Annotated in this window: 20 protein-coding genes; 10 read left to right on the top strand and 10 right to left on the bottom strand. The window is 61.6% G+C overall.

The features are described from left to right. The first annotated feature begins 21 nt into the window (after positions 1–21). From AC3Z8Y_RS20810 to yjiA, 3 genes are all read left to right on the top strand, one after another. On the top strand, positions 22–2,088 hold the full coding sequence (locus tag AC3Z8Y_RS20810) for a carbon starvation CstA family protein (protein WP_490087389.1): 2,067 nt from the start codon (positions 22–24) through the stop codon (positions 2,086–2,088). 11 nt (positions 2,089–2,099) lie between these two features. Continuing rightward, positions 2,100–2,300, top strand: coding sequence for a YbdD/YjiX family protein (locus AC3Z8Y_RS20805; protein WP_181115730.1), 201 nt, complete (start codon positions 2,100–2,102; stop codon positions 2,298–2,300). Between the two features lie 86 nt (positions 2,301–2,386). After that, positions 2,387–3,355 (top strand): GTPase, encoded by a 969-nt coding sequence (gene yjiA, locus AC3Z8Y_RS20800; RefSeq protein WP_490087388.1) that lies wholly within the window; start codon positions 2,387–2,389, stop codon positions 3,353–3,355. Between the two features lie 4 nt (positions 3,356–3,359). Here the strand turns inward: yjiA and AC3Z8Y_RS20795 are convergent, their stop codons facing one another. The 3 genes from AC3Z8Y_RS20795 to AC3Z8Y_RS20785 form a co-directional block, all read right to left on the bottom strand. Continuing rightward, a complete protein-coding gene (locus AC3Z8Y_RS20795; RefSeq protein ID WP_490087387.1) occupies positions 3,360–3,914 on the bottom strand; it encodes a hypothetical protein in 555 nt (184 codons plus the stop codon). A gap of 129 nt (positions 3,915–4,043) precedes the next feature. Then, on the bottom strand, positions 4,044–5,297 hold the full coding sequence (gene glyA, locus AC3Z8Y_RS20790) for a serine hydroxymethyltransferase (RefSeq protein WP_490087386.1): 1,254 nt from the start codon (positions 5,295–5,297) through the stop codon (positions 4,044–4,046). A gap of 109 nt (positions 5,298–5,406) precedes the next feature. Continuing rightward, on the bottom strand, positions 5,407–9,225 hold the full coding sequence (locus AC3Z8Y_RS20785; RefSeq protein ID WP_490087385.1) for a sensor domain-containing protein: 3,819 nt from the start codon (positions 9,223–9,225) through the stop codon (positions 5,407–5,409). A 244-nt stretch (positions 9,226–9,469) separates the two neighbouring features. Here AC3Z8Y_RS20785 and ettA point away from each other — a divergent pair, with 244 nt between their 5' ends. After that, positions 9,470–11,134, top strand: coding sequence for an energy-dependent translational throttle protein EttA (gene ettA, locus AC3Z8Y_RS20780; RefSeq protein ID WP_490087384.1), 1,665 nt, complete (start codon positions 9,470–9,472; stop codon positions 11,132–11,134). Between the two features lie 58 nt (positions 11,135–11,192). Here ettA and AC3Z8Y_RS20775 read toward each other — a convergent pair whose 3' ends face one another. From AC3Z8Y_RS20775 to AC3Z8Y_RS20760, 4 genes are all read right to left on the bottom strand, one after another. Beyond that, positions 11,193–11,693, bottom strand: a complete 501-nt coding sequence (locus AC3Z8Y_RS20775) for a GreA/GreB family elongation factor (protein WP_490087383.1) — start codon at positions 11,691–11,693, stop codon at positions 11,193–11,195. A gap of 78 nt (positions 11,694–11,771) precedes the next feature. Further along, positions 11,772–12,128 carry a hypothetical protein gene (locus AC3Z8Y_RS20770; RefSeq protein ID WP_490087382.1) on the bottom strand — a complete coding sequence of 119 codons (357 nt, stop codon included), beginning with the start codon at positions 12,126–12,128 and terminating at the stop codon, positions 11,772–11,774. A 103-nt stretch (positions 12,129–12,231) separates the two neighbouring features. After that, complete coding sequence (locus tag AC3Z8Y_RS20765; protein WP_490087381.1) at positions 12,232–14,085, bottom strand: Lnb N-terminal periplasmic domain-containing protein; 1,854 nt, start codon at positions 14,083–14,085, stop codon at positions 12,232–12,234. A gap of 59 nt (positions 14,086–14,144) precedes the next feature. Next, positions 14,145–14,633, bottom strand: coding sequence for a DUF3015 domain-containing protein (locus AC3Z8Y_RS20760; RefSeq protein ID WP_181115711.1), 489 nt, complete (start codon positions 14,631–14,633; stop codon positions 14,145–14,147). Positions 14,634–14,870: 237 nt separating this feature from the next. On the opposite strand from AC3Z8Y_RS20760, the gene AC3Z8Y_RS20755 reads away from it, so the two are divergent. From AC3Z8Y_RS20755 to bamJ, 4 genes are all read left to right on the top strand, one after another. Then, positions 14,871–17,312, top strand: coding sequence for a Lon protease family protein (locus AC3Z8Y_RS20755; RefSeq protein ID WP_490087380.1), 2,442 nt, complete (start codon positions 14,871–14,873; stop codon positions 17,310–17,312). Between the two features lie 108 nt (positions 17,313–17,420). Then, a complete protein-coding gene (locus AC3Z8Y_RS20750; RefSeq protein WP_181115707.1) occupies positions 17,421–17,762 on the top strand; it encodes a PA4575 family protein in 342 nt (113 codons plus the stop codon). Positions 17,763–17,870: 108 nt separating this feature from the next. Beyond that, a complete protein-coding gene (locus AC3Z8Y_RS20745; protein ID WP_490087379.1) occupies positions 17,871–18,359 on the top strand; it encodes a TIGR00645 family protein in 489 nt (162 codons plus the stop codon). Between the two features lie 60 nt (positions 18,360–18,419). Further along, a complete protein-coding gene (gene bamJ / locus AC3Z8Y_RS20740; protein WP_490087378.1) occupies positions 18,420–19,037 on the top strand; it encodes a BamJ family beta-barrel-assembly machinery protein in 618 nt (205 codons plus the stop codon). Positions 19,038–19,168: 131 nt separating this feature from the next. Here the strand turns inward: bamJ and AC3Z8Y_RS20735 are convergent, their stop codons facing one another. From AC3Z8Y_RS20735 to AC3Z8Y_RS20725, 3 genes are all read right to left on the bottom strand, one after another. After that, the gene (locus AC3Z8Y_RS20735; RefSeq protein ID WP_181115702.1) at positions 19,169–19,411 is read right to left on the bottom strand and encodes a PA4570 family protein; all 243 of its coding nucleotides are present in this window, start codon (positions 19,409–19,411) and stop codon (positions 19,169–19,171) included. A gap of 78 nt (positions 19,412–19,489) precedes the next feature. Further along, entirely contained in the window at positions 19,490–19,828 is a 339-nt protein-coding gene (locus AC3Z8Y_RS20730) for a zinc ribbon domain-containing protein YjdM (protein WP_490087377.1), read from the bottom strand. A gap of 86 nt (positions 19,829–19,914) precedes the next feature. After that, positions 19,915–20,883, bottom strand: coding sequence for a polyprenyl synthetase family protein (locus AC3Z8Y_RS20725; RefSeq protein WP_490087376.1), 969 nt, complete (start codon positions 20,881–20,883; stop codon positions 19,915–19,917). Between the two features lie 297 nt (positions 20,884–21,180). Between AC3Z8Y_RS20725 and rplU the strand changes: the two genes are divergently transcribed. After that, positions 21,181–21,492, top strand: a complete 312-nt coding sequence (gene rplU, locus AC3Z8Y_RS20720; RefSeq protein WP_181115697.1) for a 50S ribosomal protein L21 — start codon at positions 21,181–21,183, stop codon at positions 21,490–21,492. A 38-nt stretch (positions 21,493–21,530) separates the two neighbouring features. Next, complete coding sequence (gene rpmA / locus AC3Z8Y_RS20715) at positions 21,531–21,788, top strand: 50S ribosomal protein L27 (RefSeq protein ID WP_040261664.1); 258 nt, start codon at positions 21,531–21,533, stop codon at positions 21,786–21,788. The last annotated feature ends 109 nt before the right edge of the window (positions 21,789–21,897 follow it).

Genomic DNA, 21,897 nt, shown 5'->3' with positions numbered 1-21,897 from the left:
CCATTCGCTGGAATATAAAACATGAAAAACAATAATAGTCTGGCCCGCCATCTGCCATGGCTCGCGCTGGCCGTGATTGGCGCCTGGGCGCTTGGGGTTGTCGCGCTGCGTCGCGGCGAAAGCATCAACGCGCTCTGGATCGTGGTCGCCTCGGTGGCGATCTACCTGGTCGCTTACCGTTACTACAGCCTGTTCATTGCTGAAAAAGTGATGCAACTCGATCCTCGTCGAGCCACGCCTGCCGTGGTCAACAACGACGGGCTGGATTACGTTCCCACTAACAAACATATCCTGTTCGGCCACCATTTCGCGGCCATTGCCGGGGCTGGCCCGCTGGTGGGCCCGGTGCTCGCCGCGCAAATGGGCTACCTGCCTGGCACCCTCTGGCTGATCGCCGGCGTTGTGCTGGCCGGTGCCGTGCAGGACTTCATGGTGCTGTTCCTCTCCACTCGCCGTAACGGCCGCTCGCTGGGCGACATGGTGCGCGAAGAGATGGGCCGCATCCCGGGGACCATCGCCCTGTTCGGGTGCTTCCTGATCATGATCATCATCCTTGCCGTACTGGCGCTGATCGTGGTCAAAGCCTTGGCTGAAAGCCCATGGGGCGTGTTCACCGTGATGGCGACCATTCCTATCGCGGTGTTCATGGGCGTGTACATGCGCTTTATCCGCCCGGGTCGCATCGGTGAAATCTCACTGATTGGCGTAGCACTGTTGCTGGCTTCGATCTGGGCAGGTGGTCAAGTCGCCGCCGACCCGGTATGGGCCAAGGCCTTCACCTTCACCGGCGTGCAGATCACCTGGATGCTCATCGGCTACGGCTTCGTGGCTGCGGTAATGCCGGTGTGGCTGATCCTCGCACCGCGAGACTACCTGTCTACGTTCCTGAAAATCGGCACCATCATCGCCTTGGCCATCGGCATTCTGGTCACCATGCCAGAACTGAAAATGCCAGCGCTCACGCAGTTCACCGACGGCACCGGGCCGGTGTGGAAAGGTACGCTGTTCCCGTTCCTGTTCATTACCATCGCCTGCGGCGCGGTATCGGGCTTCCACTCGCTGATTTCCTCGGGCACCACACCCAAGCTGCTGGATAACGAAGTGAACGCCCGGTACATCGGCTACGGCGCGATGCTGATGGAGTCGTTCGTAGCCATCATGGCCATGGTGGCTGCCTCGGTCATCGAACCCGGCGTGTACTTCGCGATGAACAGCCCGGCCGCTGTAGTGGGTGGCGACATCAACGCCGTGGCAGCTGCCGTCAGTGGCTGGGGCTTTGCGATCACACCCGAAACCCTGCAGGCAGTTGCCCATGACATCGGCGAAAACACCATTCTCGCCCGTGCCGGTGGTGCGCCCACGCTGGCCGTAGGTATCGCGCAAATTCTGCACACGGTACTGCCAGGCGAAAACACCATGGCATTCTGGTACCACTTCGCGATCCTGTTCGAGGCGTTGTTTATCCTTACCGCGGTAGACGCCGGTACCCGCGCGGGCCGCTTCATGCTGCAGGACCTGCTCGGCAGCTTCGTGCCTTCGCTCAAGCGCACCGAATCCTGGGGCGCCAACATGGTTGGCACCGGTGGTTGCGTGGCGTTGTGGGGTTACCTGTTGTATCAAGGCGTGGTCGACCCGCTGGGCGGCATCAATACCTTGTGGCCGCTGTTTGGCATCTCTAACCAGATGCTGGCAGGCATCGCGCTGATGCTCGGCACCGTGGTGCTGATCAAGATGAAGCGCCAGCGCTACATCTGGGTCACCCTGTTGCCAGCGGCGTGGCTGTTGATCTGCACCACCACTGCGGGCTTGATCAAGCTGTTCGACCCCAGCCCGGCGGTGGGCTTTTTGGCACTGGCGAAAAAGTACAACGATGCGCTGGCGGCAGGGCAGGTGCTCGCTCCGGCCAAGAGTATCGAACAGATGCAGGCGGTGATCTTCAACGCCTACACCAACGCCACGCTCACCGTGCTGTTCCTGTTCGTGGTGCTGGCGGTACTGGTGTTCGCGGTCAAGGTCGGCTACGCGGCGCTGGGCAAACGCGACCGTACCGATAAGGAAGCGCCATTCCAGGCGCTGCCAGACGCATGAGGACCTGAGCCATGTTCAATGACCTGAGCCGGTTGGGCAAATACCTGGGGCAGGCCGCGCGCCTGATGGTTGGCATGCCGGACTACGACAATTACGTGGAACACATGCGCAAGACCCACCCGGACCAGCCGGTGATGGATTACGAAGCCTTCTTCCGCGAGCGGCAGGAGGCCCGCTACGGCGGTGGCAAGGGATCGCCCCGCTGTTGCTGAACCCTGCCCGGGCATGATTCGCGAGCTGCCCCCGGCCTTCCGGGGGCATGCGACTCAGGTGCCCCGAACTTGACTCGGAGACGTACGTGCCCACCCCCGTCCCTGTAACGGTGTTGACCGGTTTTCTCGGTGCCGGCAAAACCACCTTGCTTCGCTACATGCTTCAGGCCGAGCACGGGCTGAAGCTGGCAGTGATCGAGAACGAATTCAGCGACGCCGGTATCGACACCGAACTGCTGGGCAACGAGCCCGTGCAGGTTGTAACGCTGGCTAACGGTTGTGTGTGTTGCAGCATCCATATCGACCTTACCAAAGCGCTGTTCCTGTTGCTGGAACGGCTGGATTCAGGAGAAATCGCCTTTGATCGGCTGGTGATCGAGTGCACCGGCCTGGCCGACCCTGCGCCGGTTGCTCAAACCTTTTTCATGGAAGAGGAGCTGCGTGACCGTTATGTGCTCGATGGCATTGTGACCTTGGTGGACGCGGCTCACGCTGGCGAGCATCTGAAGCAAACCATCGCCCAGGCCCAAGTGGGGTTTGCCGATCGGCTACTGGTGAGCAAGACCGACCTGGTCACGCCCCAAGCTTTCGAAGCACTCAGTAAGCGGTTAGCCCGTATCAATAACCGCGCCTCGATTCGCGTGGTGGACCACGGTGAAATCGACCTGGCAGAGCTGCTGGATATTCGAGGGTTCAACCTCAACGCCGAACTGGGCGCGGGGTTCCGCCCACGGCCGATGGTCATAGGCGAAAGCTGCGACCGCATCACCAGTATGGTGCTGCGCACGGATAGGCCGCTGGACATCGACCGCCTCAGCGATTTCATGAACACGCTACTGGAAGAACACGGCCGGCAATTGTTGCGCTACAAGGGTGTGCTCAATATCGCTGGCGAGCCCCGCAGGCTGGTGTTCCAGGGGGTACTCAAGCTCTACGGCTTTGACTGGGACACCGCCTGGGACGAAGGCGCGGCGCGGGAAAGCGTAATGGTGTTTATCGCGGACGACTTGCCGGAGCAGAAGATCCGCGAGGCGTTCGAAGCGCTTCAGGCGTAATGCCTCATACTTCTGCGGGGTTGCTCAGGTAGGGCGCGTTGCGTTCCACGAGGGTGATGTGCAAGGGCAGGCCTTGCCCGTAGTCATCCCCAAGGTAGATATGCGGCGTGTCCTTGTGCCGGCTGAGCCCAACGGGGTAACCATCTACCTCGCCCAGGGTGATAACCGCCTCCTCGTACGTCAGCTCGGTACCCGTGATCTGGTTATCCTCGCCTTCGAACATCCAGAACTTCGCAACGTTGGCTGAATCTGGCGCAAAAGCGCCGTAATGGCCGTGGCGGTTCATGCCGATTGCCTTGCCGAAATACCGGCCGTCCCGCACATAGAGAACATACCCGCGTTCGGTATGGCGGAAGTACAGACGGATCACATCGCTGCGTGGCTCGGCCGAGTAGCCGATCAGGTGTCCGTGATCTTCGTAGTGATTGCTCTCCCGGGCAATCACGTACCAAGTGTCTTCCATCACCTCCTCTACGTTGTACAGCACGCTCAGAAACTGCAACGCCCCTGACAATGGCCGAACGTCTGCGACGAACGAGCGTTGACGATGAGTGAACATAGTTTGGCTCCTGCACCAGAATGAGCACGCACCTTAGTGGGCAGATGCAGGCAGCTGGAAAGTGGAAGCGTTTCTCGAACCCATAAAAAAACCCGGCACGTGGCCGGGTTCTCGTTTACGCCTGACGGATCAGTTGCCGTACACCGGCAGCCGCGCGCAGATAGCCTTGACCTTCTCGCGAACGGCATCGATCACCGCTTCGTTGTTCAGGTCGGCCAGGATGTCGCAGATCCAGCCTGCCAGTTCGCGGCAGTCAGCTTCGTTGAAGCCACGGGTGGTCACGGCCGGGGTGCCGAAACGCAGGCCGGATGTCACGAATGGGGAGCGTGGATCGTTCGGCACCGAGTTCTTGTTGACGGTGATGAACGCGCGGCCCAAGGCAGCGTCTGCATCCTTGCCGGAGATGTCCTGCTTGATCAGGGACAGCAGGAACAGGTGGTTCTGGGTGCCGCCGGAAACGACGTCGAAGCCGCGCTCGATGAACACTTCGGCCATGGCCTGAGCGTTTTTCACCACCTGCTGCTGGTAGGCCTTGAATTCAGGCTGCAGTGCTTCCTTGAAGCACACGGCCTTGGCGGCGATCACGTGTTCCAACGGGCCACCCTGGGCGCCCGGGAATACGGCCGAATTCAGCTTTTTTTCGATCTCGGGGTTGCTACGCGCCAGGATCAGGCCGCCGCGCGGGCCACGAAGCGTTTTGTGGGTGGTGGTGGTGACCACATCGGCGAACGGAACGGGGTTAGGGTACACGCCAGCCGCAACCAGGCCAGCCACGTGCGCCATGTCCACGAACAGATAGGCACCGACCTTGTCCGCGATGGCGCGGAAGCGGGCGAAGTCCAGAATTTGAGAGTAGGCGGAGAAACCGGCCACGATCATTTTCGGCGTGTGCTCTACCGCCAGGCGCTCCACTTCGTCGTAGTCGATCAGGCCATTGCCGTCGATCCCGTACTGTACGGCGTTGTACAGCTTGCCGGAGGAGGACACCGACGCACCATGGGTAAGATGGCCACCATGCGCGAGGCTCATGCCAAGGATGGTATCGCCCGCTTGCAGCAGCGCCAGGTAAACGGCGGCGTTGGCCTGGGAGCCGGCATGAGGCTGCACGTTGGCGTAGTCGGCACCGAACAGCTCCTTGGCACGGTCGATGGCCAGTTGCTCCACCACGTCCACGTACTCGCAGCCGCCGTAGTAGCGCTTGCCCGGATAGCCTTCGGCGTACTTGTTGGTGAGCACCGAACCCTGAGCTTCCATGACCGCCGGGCTGGTGTAGTTCTCCGAGGCGATCAGCTCGATGTGCTCTTCCTGACGCAGGGCTTCTTGCTCCATCGCGGCAAAGAGGTCGGCGTCAAACTTGGCAAGGGTCAAATCACGGCTGAACATTGGCGGTCCTCGAGGATCGGCAGAGAGAAAGCCGCCATTCTACCGCATCCGCCGGAGGCTGGCACATGAGCCCCGGTCATCCTAAGGATGACCGGGGCTCAGCTGCGAATCAATCGAACATGAACAAGGCATCGTTGCTGAATTGCGCTTCGAAGCGGTTGGCTTGCATGGGGCGGCCGAACAGATAGCCTTGCACCTCATCGCAGCCGTGTTCGCGGAGGAAGTCAAGCTGGTCGTGGGTTTCCACGCCCTCGGCGATCACCGAGAGGTTGAGGCTGTGGGCCATGGCAATGATTGCGCGGGCGATTTGTGCGTCCTGCTCACCCTCCGGTAGCCCATCCACGAAGGTACGGTCGATCTTCAGCACGTCGATCGGGAATTGCTTCAGGTAGTTGAGCGAAGAGTAGCCCGTGCCGAAGTCGTCAACGGCAATACTCAGGCCGAGCATTTTCAGGCTGTCGAGGATTTGCATGGCCTCGTTCACATCCCTCATCAGGATACTCTCGGTCAACTCCAGCTCAAGGCACGCAGGGGGTACGCCAGTTTCCGCAAGGATGCTCGCAATGCGCTTGCCCAACTGGCCGTCGGAGAACTGCCGCGCCGATATGTTCACCGACACCTTGGGCACGCGCACCCGGGCCTGATGCCACGCCTTCAACTGGCGGCAGGCCTCGGTGAGTACCCAGTCGCCCACATCCACCACCAGCCCAAGCTCTTCGAGCACGGGAATGAAATCCTGAGGCGGAACCAGCCCACGCCTTGGGTGGCGCCAGCGCAGCAAGGCCTCGGCGCCGGTGAGCCGCTTGCCATCCCCGCTGAGCTGGGGCTGGTAATACAGCACGAACTCTTGCTGCTCCAGGGCGTGGCGCAAATCGCTTTCAAGCTCCAGCCGCTCCAGGGCGCTGGCGTTCATGTCGGCCTGGTAGAACTGGAAGTTGTTCTTGCCGCGTTCCTTGGCGTGATACATCGCCGTATCGGCGTTTTTCATCAACTGGCTCAGCTCGCTACCATCCTGCGGGCTAAGGGCAATGCCGATGCTGGCCGTGACGAAGAACTCCCGGTTCTCGAGCACGAAAGGCGCGTGGAGATTACCGAGGATCTGCTCTGCCACATGGATAGCTCGGGTAAGCGCGGCGTCGCGGCTGCTGCGCGGCTGCAACAGCAGGGTGAACTCGTCACCGCCCATGCGCGCCACCGTGTCGTCTTCATCCACGCAGGCCAGCAAGCGCATGGCCATATCCTTGAGCATGCGGTCGCCCGCTGCGTGGCCCAGGGAGTCATTGATAGGCTTGAACCGGTCGAGGTCCAGGAACATCAACACCACCCAGGCCTTCTGCCGTTCGGCTTGCTGCAGCGCCGTGAACAGCCTGTCCTGGAACAACGTGCGGTTGGGCAGGTGGGTGAGGGCGTCGTAGTAGGCGAGCCGGTGAATACGCTGTTCGCTGGCCTTGCGCTCGCTGATATCGCTGAAGAAGCAGACATAGCTGGCCAGGTCACCTTCTTCATCCAGCACCGCAGTAATGCCCACCCACGCCGGGTAGTGCTCGCCGTCACGCCGTTTAAGGCGGATTTCCCCTTCCCAGCTGCCATTGAGGTGAAGCTGCTTGACCACGTATTGCAGGTGGGCTTCCTGCTGTTCGGTGACCGTGAGCAGCGTGGGCAACTGGTCCAGTACGTCTGCGGGCTGATAACCGGTAACGCGGCTGAACGCTTCGTTCACCTGCACGATATAGCCGGCCGGGTCGGTGATGAGGATGGCGGAGGTGGAATGCTGGAACACCGTAGCCGCCATGCGCAGGTCTTTCTCGGCCCGCCGCTGTTGGCTTACGTCGCGGCCTACGCCAAGGATACCTTCGAAATTGTCGTGCTCGTCCCAGATCAACACCAGCCGCAACTCGATGGGGATCTTGCGGCCATCCGCGCGCAGGCAATCGAGCATGAATGTCTGGCTGCGCACTTGCGTACGCAACTCTGCCAGCAGGGCCGGCTCGCCCAGGGCGGCGCGTACCCGTTCGAGCAGCGCCTCCAGGCCGGTGACCTGGCTGGGCGTGGCGATGGTGGATTGCCAGCCGTTATCGAACACCGACTGCACGTCATAACCGAGTACGGTTTGAACGGAGGGGCTGACGTAGTTGAGCTTCAGGCGGCTGTCGGTCGAGAAGATCACGTCGCTGATGCTTTCGGCGAGCATGCGATAACGCTGTTCACTGTCTCGCAGCGATTGGCTCGCCTCGATCTGCTCGGTAACGTCCTTGGCCACGCCGATGATCCGCGTTACCCGCCCGGCAGTGTCCTCGGTGAGGCTTTGCTCGCGGATGTCGAAACGCCGCCAGCTGCCGTCCCGGTGCTGGAAGCGCAGTTGGCATTGCAATTGACCGGCATAGCTGGTGTCCCGCTGGTACTGGCGCAGGGCACGGTATTGCTCGGCATCCACCGGATGCATGAGGGCTTCCCAGAACTGGTCGCCCAGGTCCTGAACTTCGCTATGGGTATAGCCCAGCGTCATGCCCAGGTGATGGTTGCTGTAGAGCATCTTGCGCTGGAGCACGTCGGCCACATAAAGATGATCCGGCACCGCCCGCACCACGTCCGACCAAAACCGCTCGCGCTCTACCAGCGATACCTGGGCCTGCTTGCGTTGCGTGACGTCGTTGAGGCTTAGAATCACTTCATCCACGCTGCCATCCTCGGGCACGCGGATCTGTGCCCACACATGGCGGGCAGCGCCATCGGACCCAGGCAGCGAAAATTCGAGTTCGACCGTGGCCGGCGCGAGCAGCGCGACCAGCAATTCGTAGGGAAGGCTCTGCGGCACCAATGTGCTGCCGCCGACCAGCCGCGCCCATACCGCGCTGGCGTCCTGAAGCTGCAGCAGGTCCAGTGCAACCTGGTTGGCTTCGGTCAGGTGCATGGCTTCGCGCAATACCTGGTGCTGCGCCGGATGCGCTTCGAGCCATGGCAGGATGTCTTCGATGCGCCGCAGGCCCGCGAGCGTGACCAGTTGGCGCAGGTCCCGCAGGTCGAACACGCAAAGGCCAACCCCGGCCCCTTCGAAAATATCCTGATAGCGACGCCGTTGCGCTTGCACTTCCTGCTGCCTGCGGCGCAAGTCACGCAGTACCAGCAACGGCAGGATGGTGCAGGCGAGCCCCAGCGCAAGCTTGCTGAAAAGGCCCGGAAGCAGCGGCAACCGCGCAAGGCGCGGATCAAACAGCCCATCCAGGCGCCAGCCGCTGCCTGGCAGCGAGTAACTGGCCACGCTGGTACGTTGCTCCTCGTCGGACAATGCCAGAACGGGAGCAGGGGAGGTGCCTGCAGTTGCGTCACGCGAGGCCCGGTAGATCGGTCGGCCTTCGGCATCCTTGACCAACCACTGCGACCAGCCGTGGTCGCCCAGGTGAGGCGCCAAAAGGCCATAAAACGATGGAGCGAAGCGCAATACCCAGAAGCCCTGGGTACGAGGGTCACGCAAGGCCAGCCAGGTTTCAGCGCCGTCGGGGCTGTTGCTGTACCAGTAGCGGGTGTTGCTGGCATGCTGCGTCAGGTCAGGCAGCGCAATGGCTAACGCCGCTGGAGGGCGCTCGCCGGGCAGGGGCTGGCCAGTGGCGTCCAGATGAACTGTGCCGATCAGCCCGGCTTGCACCCCCTTCCCACCCGGCGGCGTTCCCAGCAGTAGCGCGTTGAGGCTGCTTTCGGCAAAGAGGGCCATGTTCAGGCCCAGGCGGTCTGCCAGGCTGGCGCTATGCTCTACGGCAGTGACGCGTTGCTCATCCTGATTGCGGTGATATTCGTTCAGTACCTGCCACACCAGCAGGCCGAAGAGAAGCAACACCAGCACGGCGAGCGCGCTTTTCAGCGAGCCAGAAAAAGAACCACTGGCCGCAGGGGTGCGCTGGCGCAGGGGCGACGACTGATCGAGGTTGCTCAAACTGAAATCCTGCGGTGTTGCGCCGAGACCGCCAGTGGCGCTGCGCGCGTGCCCATGGGCCACGAAAGGCCCATGATAACAGGCGCTGCTGCCGTTGACAGGCTAGCATGCCGCCATGTCTGGCAAAGTGCCAGCCCCCGGGCTGTAAGTTTGCCCTCATTCACGCATTCCGGTAGTTTTGACCGTCTCCCGAAACGCGCTTTTCATCTGTGCGCGCCATCATCGTTACCAGTCAGGTTTACCCATGGCCCAATACGTCTACACCATGCATCGGCTGAGCAAAGTTGTTCCGCCGAAGCGGGAAATTCTAAAGAACATTTCCCTGTCATTCTTCCCTGGCGCCAAGATTGGCGTATTGGGCCTGAACGGCTCGGGTAAATCCACGCTGCTGCGGATCATGGCCGGGGTAGACAAAGAGTTCGACGGCGAAGCCCGCCCGATGCCCGAGCTGAACGTAGGGTACCTGCCTCAGGAGCCCGAGCTGGACCCGAACAAGAACGTTCGTGAAGTGGTGGAAGAAGCCGTGTCCGTCATCAAGGATGCTCAGGCGCGCCTTGACGAGGTGTACGCCGCCTACGCCGAGCCAGATGCCGATTTCGACAAGCTGGCCGCCGAGCAGGCCAAGCTTGAGTCCATCCTTCAGGCCTCCGACGGACACAACCTGGAACGCCAGCTGGAAGTGGCCGCCGATGCCCTGCGGCTGCCGCCATGGGATGCCCGCATCGAACACCTGTCCGGTGGTGAGAAACGCCGTGTCGCACTGTGCCGCTTGCTGCTGTCGGCCCCTGACATGCTGCTGCTCGACGAACCCACCAACCACCTGGACGCGGATTCGGTGGCTTGGCTGGAGCGTTTCCTCCATGACTTCCAGGGCACCGTGGTAGCCATTACCCACGACCGTTACTTCCTGGACAATGTTGCCGGCTGGATCCTCGAGCTGGACCGTGGCCACGGCATCCCATACGAGGGTAACTACTCCGGCTGGCTCGAAGCGAAGTCCGAGCGGTTGGCGCAGGAATCCAAGCAGCAGTCGGCTCACGAGAAGGCGCTCAAGGAAGAACTGGAGTGGGTGCGCAAGGGCGCCAAGGCGCGGCAGTCCAAATCCAAGGCCCGCCTGCAGCGCTTCGAAGAGCTGCAATCGCAGGAATTCCAGAAACGCAGCGAAACCAACGAGATCTACATTCCGGTGGGCCCGCGCCTGGGCGACAAGGTGATCGAGTTCAACAACGTCACCAAGAGCTATGGCGACCGGGTACTGATCGACAACCTCTCGTTTGCCATGCCCAAGGGCGCGATCGTGGGCGTGATCGGCGGTAACGGCGCGGGTAAATCCACGCTCTTCCGCATGATCATGGGCAAGGAGCAACCGGATTCGGGCACCATCGATATCGGCGATACCGTGCAGCTGGCTTGTGTGGACCAGAGCCGCGAGGACCTGGACGGCAGCAAGACGGTATTCCAGCAGATCTCCGACGGCTCGGACCAGATCCGCATCGGTAACTATGAAGTGCCGTCCCGGACCTATGTGGGCCGGTTCAACTTCAAGGGCGGGGACCAGCAGAAGTTCGTGAAAGACCTGTCCGGTGGTGAGCGCGGCCGCTTGCACCTGGCCCTGACCCTCAAGGAAGGCGGCAACGTGTTGCTGCTCGACGAACCGTCCAACGACCTGGACGTAGAAACCCTTCGTTCGCTTGAGGAAGCACTACTGGACTTCCCGGGCGCCGCCATTGTGATCTCCCACGACCGGTGGTTCCTGGACCGTGTGGCCACGCACATCCTGGCCTACGAAGACGACTCCCAGATCGTCTTCTTCGAAGGCAACTACACCGAGTACGAAGCCGATCGCAAGAAGCGCCTGGGCGAAGCCGCGGCGCAACCCCACCGCGTCAAATACCGCAAGCTGGCGTAATGGAGCAGCGCTGCTACAGGTGTGCTCTGTAGCAGCGAGGCTTGCCTGCGACCTGCGCTCAATCAGGCGTGGCGGAGATGGCCAGCACTTCCAGCACATGCTCACCGGCCGGGCGGCGCCATACCACCTCGTCGCCCACTTGGGCTCCCATCAGGGCGCGGCCGAGCGGAGAGGCCCAGTTGATCAGGCCAACGCCTACGTCGGCCTGGTCTTCTCCCACCAGGCACACTTGCCGGTGCATGTTGTGCTCATCCACATAACTGACCCAACTGCCGATCTGTACCGTATCGGTCGCTTCTACCGGCGGCACGACCTTCGCCGTCTGCAAGCGCTGATGGTAGTAGCGCAGGTCACGCTCCAGGTCCGCCAGCGCCTGACGGTCGGCGCGTTCGCCCAAGGCGCTCTGCTCCAGATGCAGCGTCCGCAACTCATCGGCCCGGGCGCGTAACTGCACCAGGCCTGATTCGGTCACGTAGTTGGGAAGGGTGCTGACCATCCGCTCCACCGGTTGGCTGGCGTGGGCTGCTGCCTGATCTTCATTGACGAATGCGCGGCTCATGAATATCCCTCCAGGTACGTCTCCCTTGAATAGGCAATAGCTGACCGCCTGGAGTTTCCATTCAATGCCGAACAGTGATCAATTGGAGTGGTAGGCCCGTGCCTTGCCGTTGTCCACGTCGCGCTGCCAATCCCGATCGCGGTCATTCAACACTTTGTCGTGAAGATCCTGCCGTTCCTGGTTGGCCAGCGCAGCCTGACATTGACGGAACCCATCGTCCCAGCCGCTGCTGTAGAGCTTGTCGGACAAGTAGCGAGGCACGTTCTTGGTGAACGTGCCTGTGATGGAGCCGGCGGCGCCGCGGCCGCTGCCACATCCGTCCTGGTAGCCGTCGGCGAAGCCCGGCGGATAACCTTGCTGCAGCAACTGTTCGTGAGTCGTCGTACAGCCGGCGAGCATGATTACGCCGAAGACCACACACCACTGCATCTTCATGTTGGATACCTCAGGCGCCAGGCCAGCTGCCCGGCATAGGTATCAGTTTAGGTGTGTTTTTGTAGATTAAATGTCAATCGTCGGTCAGCGTTTGGTCGGTGCGTCAATAGTGGTACCACTTGAGCTCCAGCAGTACTTCGTTCACCGGCCCACCGAGGTGGCTGAAGTCTCTCTGCGCCGCCAGGCGCAGGCCAAGCGTAGGGCTCAGCTCCCACTGCTGGGCCAGGCTCAGCTGCCGCCGCGCCTCGCCATTGGTGAAGTAATCACCCTTGGCTTCCAGGCGAAGGTTACCCAGGCCGTTGCGCCACAACAGCCCGGTGTCGAAGCCTGCCGCTGGCGCCGCGAACGCCGCGAAGTCATTGTTGTGCTCTACCCGCAGCGTACCCAGGGCAAAGCCAAGTACATCCGGTGCGAGCTGCCAGGTTCCTCCCGCGCCGCCATTCAGGTGCGTGACCAGCACGTTATCGCCATGCTTGCCCAGCACGCGCTCCAGGCCACCGCTGACCTGCCACGACCAGGGTTTGAGCAGGTCGTTGCGCGGGGACAGTGAACGGATCGTTGCAAGGTTGAACTGTTGCAGCTGCCACTCGCCGCCTTCGTACTGGCGAATTTTCAGCCTGCCGAGTTCGATCTGCGCGCCCAGCGGGAAGCCGTAGGCGTTGTCCTCCAGGTCGTGATACGCCATGCGCAGGCCATATTCGGCAAACGCGCGATCATCGCGGGCACCCAGCCCCAGCTCCCAGGTTCGAGAGGGGTGGCCTTCTTCTGGCAACCCCGGGCGTTCCACTGCCAAGGCAGGCGGAGGGTTGCGGTTGATAGCCTGCAACAAGGCGAAGCTGCGCTGGCTTCGCTCGGCATCCCGGGGCTGGCCAGTTGCCTGGTAGCGCTGTAGCCGGTAGGCCGTGTCGAGCACCAAGGCCTGTTCTGCGCGGGGCAGGGCGTTGAACGCTGGATCGCCCGAGGCCGCTGGCGTGTCCGCCACGCGCTTGGCCAGCGCCTGCTCTGAAGCGCTCAAGGGTGCAGCGCGGGCCAGCAACTCCCGTTCGCGGGAAGGTCTGTACTCGGTACGCTGTACCAGCCCGGCGGCCTTGACCGCTTTCACCGTATCGGTAGGGATTGCCGCCAGCGGGAATTGCTCGGTCAGCTGCAAGCCCGGCCGGGCCACTTGCAGCAATTCCAGCAGCCGGTACGAACAGTTTTCGTCGAAGAAATAGTAATCGAAACGGATCTGCTGCAGTTCCCACACATGCTCTACCAGCCGGCCGGTTTCTTCCGGGGTGAGGTTGAGCTGGTATTCCCACAGGTCGCGGTTTTCCAGGCTGCGGTATTCGGCCAGTTTCTGCTGATACGGCACCAGCGAGAACAGCCCTGGGTAGCCACCGGCGAGCCCTTTCCATGCGTAAAGCACGCTGTTGTCACTGCCTTCTACATAGGCACCGAAGTTGATGGCATAGCTGAGCAGCGCCGTCTGGTCGGCCTGGGTGTCTGCCTGGTCGATACGCAGCAGGGTATGCCCGAACATTGAGGAAGGGCTGTTGAGGTAGGCGGCCGGGAACACCAGCACGGCTGAATGAGGTGAAATGTCACCGTACCAGTGCTGGAATTCCGGGCACTGCACCTGGGGCAGATCGTCGAGCTTCAAGCGGGCGCGCAGCCACCGGGTACGGGCAGGGAATACACACTGGGCATGCCGGTTCCCCTGGTCGGCCGGGGCATACAGCGCCCGGAGCGTGGCGGCCAATTCATCGGCAGGGCTGTAGCGGCCGTTTTCTGCCAGGAAAAAACGGCGGTCATCCACGTAGCTGTGCCAGCCACGCAGGCGTTTATATTCGTAATGCCCCAAGGCGATCCAGTTCGGGTCCTGAGCCAGGCGATCCAGGGTGGCGGGGGCTATAGACGGAGCGGCATTGAGCGAGGTGCAGGCCAACAGGGCCAGCCATAGAAAGCGGGTGAGCATCCCTTGCATCCGGCAAATGGCAGAACCCGCCCCAGGCGGGGCGGGGACACGCAGCGACCTTACGCCTGGGTAGCGTACTTGGCCAGACGTGGATCGTTTTTCAGTACATTGAGGGTGTTGGCGTGAACGTCTTCAGCTGTCACGTCAGCGGTTTTGAAAATGTCATTGAAGTGCTGGTGGGTCACGCTGGAGAAGTAAGCGCGATCTTCAGGTTTTACGCCCAGTACCACCGCATAGGTGGTCAGCGCTTCGCCCTGGCCCTGTGCCATGTCTTCGGAGAGCTCGTTCATCATGCCATTCATGGCAATCCACGACTTGCCGCCATAGGTCAGCGCGCCGCTGGTGTTGCAACCGTTGGTTCCGGAGGTCATCCCGAACGTGGCGTTCCCGGAGGTGCCGTTGGTGGTGGAAGCCAGGAAGTGAGCCGGGGTGCCGCGCTGGCCTTCAAACAGCATGTTGCCCCATCCGCAGTCCGGGCCACCGGGGGCCTGGGCGAATGCCTGGAGGGAAGCGACGGTAAACAGGGAGCCAAGCAGAATCCGTTTCATAGCATTGTTCTCGCATGTCGATCAAAATGGCCTGTGCCCTTTCAAGCACCAGGTGCACGCCTGCCGTTGGGCTGGGCGCGCATGTTGGAGTTTAGGCAGGGTTTGCGGTTCCGTCGGCCTCGCTGCGCATTTAGCGCACACCGCGCAAGCCTTGTGCCGGTCTGGGCAGCACTCCCTTGCCAGCCGCGCCTTGCGAGCGCCAGAATGCTCCAAAGTTTGTAAACCTAAGGAAGCCTGATGCCCGATTCCGTTGCCGCCCGCCTGCGTCTCGCACCTGAAGCCCTGGCCCGGCCGTTCACTGCCGAGCAGTTCAGTTTCGCCAGCACCGAGGACCTGGAGCCCTTCCGCGGTGTGCTGGGGCAGGAACGCGCCGTGGAAGCCTTGCAGTTCGGTGTGGCCATGCCCCGCCCGGGGTATAACGTGTTCGTGATGGGTGAGCCGGGTACCGGTCGCTTCTCCTTCGCCAAACGTTACCTCAAGACCGAAGCCAAGCGCATGCAAACGCCTTGCGACTGGGTGTACGTCAATAATTTCGATGAGCCGCGTAACCCGCGTGCGCTGGAAATGCCGCCAGGCAGCGCCGGCGCTTTCATCAGCGACATCGGCGGCCTTATCGACAACCTGCTGGCGACCTTTCCCGCAGTGTTCGAGCACCCTTCCTATCAACAGAAAAAAAGCGCCATCGACCGCGCCTTCAACCATCGTTACGACCGCGCCCTGGATGTGATCGAGCGCGCGGCGCTCGAGAAAGACGTGGCCCTGTACCGGGACAGCAGCAATATCGCTTTCACCCCGATGCTCGAGGGCAAGGCGCTGGACGAGGCGGAATTTGCCGGGCTGCCCGAGGCGGATCGCGATCGCTTCCATAGCGACATTGCCGCCCTCGAGGAGCGCCTCAACGAGGAACTCGCCAGCCTGCCGCAATGGAAACGCGAATCCAGCAACCAGCTGCGCCAGCTCAATGAAGAAACCATCACCATTGCGCTCCAGCCGTTGCTCGGCCCCCTGTCCGAGCGGTATTCGGAGCTCGCGGGAGTATGTGCCTATCTGCAAGCCATGCAGGTACACCTGCTGCGCACGGTGGTAGAGCAACTGGTCGACGACCCCAAGGGCGATGCGATCGCCCGCAAGATGCTCGAGGAACAGTACGCGCCCAACCTGGTGATCGGGCACCACGCCAGCGGGGGCGCGCCTGTCGTCTTCGAGCCGCACCCTACCTACGACAACCTGTTTGGCCGCATCGAATACAGCACGGACCAAGGCGCGCTTTACACCAATTACCGCCAGCTGCGGTCTGGTGCGCTGCACCGGGCCAATGGCGGTTTCCTCATCCTTGAGGCCGAGAAGATGCTGGGCGAGCCGTTTGTGTGGGATGCGCTCAAGCGCTCCTTGCAATCGCGCCGCCTGAAGATGGAATCCCCACTGGGCGAGTACGGCCGGCTGGCCACTGTAACGCTGGCGCCGCAGATGATCCCGCTCAATGTGAAGGTAGTGATCATCGGTTCCCGTCAGCTGTATTACGCGCTGCAGGATCATGATCCGGACTTCCAGGAGATGTTCCGGGTATTGGTGGACTTCGATGAAGACATCCCCATGGACGGCGACAGCCTGGAGCAGTTTGCCCAGCTACTTAAAACCCGTACCTCCGAAGAAGGTATGGCCGCCCTCAGTGCCGATGCAGTGGCCCGGCTGGCAACGTACAGCGCTCGCCTGGCCGAGCACCAGGGGCGTTTGTCCGCCAGGATCGGCGACCTTTTTCAACTGGTGAGCGAGGCAGATTTCATTCGCCAGGTGGCGGGCGACCCGGTGACGGATTCGGGCCACATCGAGCGCGCGCTCAAGGCCAAGGCTACGCGGACCGGCCGAGTGTCGGCACGCATCCTCGACGACATGCTCGCGGGCATCGTGCTGATCGACACCTCCGGGGCGGCCGTGGGCAAATGCAACGGGCTTACGGTATTGGCGGTTGGCGACTCGGCGTTTGGCGTTCCTGCGCGTATTTCCGCCACGGTATACCCCGGCAGCAGCGGCATCGTGGACATCGAGCGTGAGGTCAACCTGGGGCAGCCCATTCACTCCAAAGGCGTGATGATCCTCACGGGCTACCTTGGCAGCCGCTATGCCCAAGAGTTTCCGTTGGCGATCTCCGCCAGCATCGCGCTGGAGCAATCCTATGGCTATGTGGATGGCGACAGCGCTTCGCTGGGCGAAGCCTGCACACTCATCTCGGCACTGTCGCGCAAGCCGCTCAAGCAGTGTTTCGCCATCACCGGCTCGATCAATCAGTTTGGTGAAGTGCAGGCCGTAGGCGGGGTGAACGAGAAGATCGAGGGCTTCTTCCGCCTGTGCGAAGCGCGTGGGCTTACCGGTGAGCAGGGCGCGATCATTCCCAAGGCCAACGTGGCCACGCTTATGCTCGACGAGCGCGTGGTGAAGGCCGTGCGCGACGGCACCTTCCACGTGTATGCGGTCAGCCAGGCGGATGAAGCGCTCAGCTTGCTGGTAGGCGAAGAAGCGGGCGAGCCCGATGCGAACGGCAACTTTCCGGAAGGCAGTGTGAATGCATTGGTGGTGGATCGCTTGCGGGCCATTGCCGAGGTCATCAGCGAAGAGGAGCTGCGCGAAGCCGAGCGGGACCACAAAGTGGAAGCGCTGGCCGAGGTCAAGCCCTGTTCCTGAGCCATTGGCGCCGGGCGCGATGACCGCTCGGCGCTCATCTGCCCGGTGTACGGATCTTTCTGCGTGATTGCGGTCTGAGGAGAATCCACCCAGCGGAGGGACCGCAGCATGGATCACTCGCTTAGCCTCACTCGCCAATGCCTTGGGCTCGAAACCCGCATCGAGTGCATCATCCGCCCGGTGGCTGGGAATGTGGGCCACTGGACGCTGCTGTTCGCCGCTGGAATGGCAGGCGAGCAGCCCACGGCAATCAAGGCACAAGGCCCGTTTCACGGCGCCAAGGCCGCGGAATCGGTACTCGATGCCATTGTCGACAGCCTGACGCTCCACGGCTACCAGCTACGGCACGACCCGCAAATCTGGGACATTCACTTGCACGGCCAGTTGCGCAAGATCAACGCCGAGCGCGGTCGGCACCTGGGCGATCACCTGGCCCGGCCGGACGCCTGAACTTATCTGATAGCGAGCGTGCAGTCTCTTGGGGCATTCGACCGCATCCCGCGGCCGGGCCGACATTGGTATACTCACGGCCGATTTTTAAGCTACCTGTGAGTTGCAATGGAACGTCTGATCGAAAGAACCATGTACGCCTCGCGCTGGCTGCTGGCACCGATTTACTTTGGCTTGTCCCTGGGTTTGCTGGCCCTGGCGTTGAAGTTTTTCGAAGAAATCTTCCATATCCTGCCCAACGTGTTTGCCCTGGCGGAGTCCGAGCTGATCCTGGTGCTGTTGTCGCTGATCGACATGGCGCTCGTAGGCGGGCTGCTGGTGATGGTGATGATCTCGGGCTACGAAAACTTCGTGTCGCAGCTGGACATCGACGAGGGTTCGGAAAAACTCAGCTGGCTCGGCAAGATGGACTCTTCGTCGCTGAAGATGAAAGTCGCGGCTTCCATCGTCGCCATCTCCTCCATCCATTTGCTGCGCGTGTTCATGGACGCCCAGAACATCGGTGCCGAGCACTTGATGTGGTATGTGATCATTCACATGACCTTCGTGATTTCGGCGTTTGCCATGGGCTACCTGGATAAGCTCACCAAGCATTGATGTGCTAGGCTGCTCCCCTTTTTGGCTGGCCGGCTCGCCGGCCTTCAACGGAGCAGTGCAATGCCTGAATTGAACCTGACTACTGACCAAACCCGCGTCAGCTACGGCATCGGCCGCCAGCTGGGCGACCAGATCCGCAGCAACCCACCGCCCGGCGTAAGCCTTGACGCGCTGATCGCCGGCCTCACGGATGCTTTCCAGGGCGAGCCTAGCCGTGTGGCACCGGAAGAGCTGAACAACGCTTTCCGCGCCATTCGCGAAATCATGCAGGAGCAGGAGCGCGTGAAGGCCGAAGCCGCCGCCGGCGAAGGCCTGGCGTACCTGGCCGAAAACGGCAAGCGCGAAGGCGTTACCACGCTGGCGTCCGGCCTGCAGTTCGAAGTGCTGACCGCTGGCGAGGGCGCCAAGCCTACCCGCGAAAGCACCGTACGCACTCACTACCACGGCACCTTGATCGACGGCACTGTGTTCGACAGCTCCTACGATCGCGGCCAGCCGGCTGAATTCCCCGTTGGCGGCGTGATCGCTGGCTGGACCGAAGCACTGCAACTGATGAACACCGGCAGCAAATGGCGCCTCTACGTGCCAAGCGAGCTGGCTTACGGCGCGCAAGGCGTTGGGTCGATCCCGCCGCACAGCGTGCTGGTATTCGATGTAGAGCTGCTCGAAATTTTGTAAGTTCGCGGGCGGACCTTGGTCGCGGGCAAGCTCGGCTGCTACGGGCGGGCGTGCTTGCTGATGCGTAGCAGCAGCCCGGCTTGCCGGCGACCCGGTACACACCGGGTTCAGGCTTGCCCTTGATCAAGGCCTCAATGCAACTCCCCTGCAGGGCGCAATGCCCGGGCGTAGCAGAACAGGAACAGGTTGCGCACCAGCTCCTTCTGTACATGCGGTTCGGTAGAATTCAGCCCCTCGTAATCCAGCTCACCTTGCTCTCGCAGCTCGTCCAAGGCGTCTTCGTGCAGCACCGCGCACACTTCACCGGTTTCTCGATGAAGAATGCGCAGGTAGGGATGAGTACGGTCGAGCCAGGCGTCGATGAGGTAGGTCACGATCATTCTCCTTGATGGGGTTCATTGAGAATAATTCGTATTTGCAGTTTTGCAAAGGCCGATCTCGCCCGGCTGTCGTTACGCCTTGCGAACGAACTCGGACTTGAGCTTCATCGCCCCAATGCCGTCGATCTTGCAATCGATGTCGTGGTCGCCATCGCACAGGCGGATGTTTCGCACCTTGGTCCCCACCTTTACCACCAGCGAAGTGCCCTTGACCTTCAGGTCCTTGATCACGGTTACGCTGTCGCCATCCTGAAGCAGGTTGCCAACCGAATCTTTCACGATGCGTGCGTCATCGTCGCTGGCGGCAGCTTCGCCCGCTGTCCATTCGTGTGCGCATTCCGGGCAGATCAGTTGGGCACCGTCTTCGTAGACGAACTCGGAGCCGCATTGAGGGCAGGGTGGCAAAGACATGTGGGTTCCTCGGGGTAATGGCGCACATGGCCGTTACCTCGCCAGCCTGTCGGGCAGGCAGGTAACCGCCACTGCGGGGGAAGGTATCAGTAGGTGCGAGCGACGGCGAATTCGCTCAGCTCCACCAGCGCGTCACGGTACTCGCTGGCTGGAAGAGCGTCCAGGCACGCGATGGCGCGGTTGGCGTAACCTTGTGCCATCTGGGCCGTATAGGCGAGGGCGCCGGAAGCCTCGACGGCTTCGCGAATGCGCTCGAGGTCTTCGATACCGCCTTTCTGGACCGCCTGCCGAACCAGGGCAGCCTGCTCGGCGGTACCTTCGCGCATGGTGTAGATGAGGGGCAGGGTAGGTTTGCCCTCGGCAAGGTCGTCGCCCACGTTTTTGCCCAGGGTGTCAGCATCGCCCTTGTAGTCGAGCAGGTCGTCCACCAGCTGGAACGCCACCCCAAGGTGGTCGCCGAACTGGCGCAGCGCCTCACGGGACTGGTCGCTGGCGCCGGCCAGGGCAGCCGCACTGTGGGTAGCGGCTTCGAACAGCATCGCGGTTTTGCCGCGAATGACCTCCATGTAGGTTTCTTCGGTAGTGCTGGCGTCCCGTACCTTGGACAGCTGCAGCACCTCGCCCTCGGCGATGATGCGCGTGGCCTGGGAGAGGATCTGCATGACAGGCATGGAGCCCAGCTCGACCATCATTTCGAAGGAACGGGAATAAAGGAAGTCGCCCACCAGCACGCTGGGCGCGTTGCCCCACATGGCGTTCGCCGTGGAACGGCCACGGCGCATGCCGGACATGTCCACCACGTCGTCGTGAAGCAGGGTGGCGGTATGCAGGAACTCGATGGTTGCGGCCAATAGCCGCAGGTTGCTGCCTTCGTACCCCAGGGCCTTGCCGCCCAGAAGCACCAGCAGCGGCCGGAGGCGCTTGCCGCCAGCGGAGATGATATAGTCGCCGATCTTCGATACCAGCGGCACCCGCGAGGTCAGCTGCTGCTTGATGATCTCGTCGACGGCGGTGAAATCTTCCGCCACCACACGATAAAAGGCTTGGGGTTGCATCAGCGACTAACGCTCCATAAAGGTTGCGCGGCATGCTAGGTGTCAGGTCTTGACCTGTCAAGGCGGCGCCCCCGCGCTACGGGGCTTCGGAGCGCCAGGCAGGGAGTTTCGCTTGTCCAGCGGCTCTTGCGCGGCTCCCTTGCGTTGCGTACAATCGCGCACCCTGAACTTCCTGGGCATCACCTGCCTTACGCAATTGCAGTTGGGTCCCCCTGGGGTTTCCCGCCCGCTGCAGCCATGCCAGCCGAGACCTCTTCCTATAAAGCGCTGGGTGAGCAGGATTAACGGAGAAATATCATGTACGCAGTAATCGTTACCGGTGGCAAGCAATACAAGGTCGCCGAAGGTGAATACCTGAAGATCGAAAAACTGGAAGTCGCCACTGGCGAATCCGTTACCTTCGATCGCGTTCTGTTGGTTGCCAATGGCGACGACGTGAGCATCGGCGCACCTGTTGTTGAAGGCGCCAAAGTGGTTGCAGAAGTAATCGCCCAAGGCCGTCACGACAAGATCCGGATCATCAAATTCCGTCGTCGTAAGCACCACATGAAGCGTATGGGCCACCGCCAGTGGTTCACCGAGATCAAAATCACCGGTATCCAGGCCTGATTTTTCCAGCCTGATCCGCACATTGGAGTATTGAACTCATGGCACACAAAAAAGCTGGTGGTAGTACCCGCAACGGTCGCGATTCCGAAAGTAAACGCCTTGGCGTTAAAATGTTCGGCGGCCAGGTCATCAAGGCCGGCAACATCATCGTGCGTCAGCGCGGCACCCAGTTCCACGCTGGCTACGGCGTTGGCATCGGCAAGGACCACACCCTCTTCGCTAAAGTCGAAGGCGTTGTGAAGTTCGAAGTCAAAGGTGCGTTCGGCCGTCGTTACGTAAGCGTCGTCGCAGCCTGATCGCGACCCCGCTGAAAAGCCCTGTCTCGCGACGGGGCTTTTTTGTTTGTAGTGAGTCTCTTGCAAAGCTGTCTGCTTGAGCTCCAGCGCTGTTCTACTCGGTCGTTGA

It is taken from the genome of Pseudomonas sp. 3MAES_34.3B (assembly GCF_058145875.1).
This window is presented reverse-complemented; position numbering and strand designations above follow the sequence as displayed.

Bases quoted from the DNA above. Each gene is read 5' to 3' on its own strand.
- AC3Z8Y_RS20795 (WP_490087387.1), bottom strand. From the start codon at position 3,914: ATGTTCACTCATCGTCAACGCTCGTTCGTCGCAGACGTTCGGCCATTG.
- AC3Z8Y_RS20750 (WP_181115707.1), top strand. From the start codon at position 17,421: ATGGATCACTCGCTTAGCCTCACTCGCCAATGCCTTGGGCTCGAAACC.
- AC3Z8Y_RS20765 (WP_490087381.1), bottom strand. From the start codon at position 14,085: ATGCTCACCCGCTTTCTATGGCTGGCCCTGTTGGCCTGCACCTCGCTC.
- AC3Z8Y_RS20760 (WP_181115711.1), bottom strand. From the start codon at position 14,633: ATGAAACGGATTCTGCTTGGCTCCCTGTTTACCGTCGCTTCCCTCCAG.
- AC3Z8Y_RS20810 (WP_490087389.1), top strand. From the start codon at position 22: ATGAAAAACAATAATAGTCTGGCCCGCCATCTGCCATGGCTCGCGCTG.
- AC3Z8Y_RS20805 (WP_181115730.1), top strand. From the start codon at position 2,100: ATGTTCAATGACCTGAGCCGGTTGGGCAAATACCTGGGGCAGGCCGCG.
- rplU (WP_181115697.1), top strand. From the start codon at position 21,181: ATGTACGCAGTAATCGTTACCGGTGGCAAGCAATACAAGGTCGCCGAA.
- AC3Z8Y_RS20730 (WP_490087377.1), bottom strand. From the start codon at position 19,828: ATGTCTTTGCCACCCTGCCCTCAATGCGGCTCCGAGTTCGTCTACGAA.
- bamJ (WP_490087378.1), top strand. From the start codon at position 18,420: ATGCCTGAATTGAACCTGACTACTGACCAAACCCGCGTCAGCTACGGC.
- ettA (WP_490087384.1), top strand. From the start codon at position 9,470: ATGGCCCAATACGTCTACACCATGCATCGGCTGAGCAAAGTTGTTCCG.
- rpmA (WP_040261664.1), top strand. From the start codon at position 21,531: ATGGCACACAAAAAAGCTGGTGGTAGTACCCGCAACGGTCGCGATTCC.
- AC3Z8Y_RS20745 (WP_490087379.1), top strand. From the start codon at position 17,871: ATGGAACGTCTGATCGAAAGAACCATGTACGCCTCGCGCTGGCTGCTG.
- glyA (WP_490087386.1), bottom strand. From the start codon at position 5,297: ATGTTCAGCCGTGATTTGACCCTTGCCAAGTTTGACGCCGACCTCTTT.
- AC3Z8Y_RS20725 (WP_490087376.1), bottom strand. From the start codon at position 20,883: ATGCAACCCCAAGCCTTTTATCGTGTGGTGGCGGAAGATTTCACCGCC.
- AC3Z8Y_RS20755 (WP_490087380.1), top strand. From the start codon at position 14,871: ATGCCCGATTCCGTTGCCGCCCGCCTGCGTCTCGCACCTGAAGCCCTG.
- AC3Z8Y_RS20770 (WP_490087382.1), bottom strand. From the start codon at position 12,128: ATGAAGATGCAGTGGTGTGTGGTCTTCGGCGTAATCATGCTCGCCGGC.
- AC3Z8Y_RS20775 (WP_490087383.1), bottom strand. From the start codon at position 11,693: ATGAGCCGCGCATTCGTCAATGAAGATCAGGCAGCAGCCCACGCCAGC.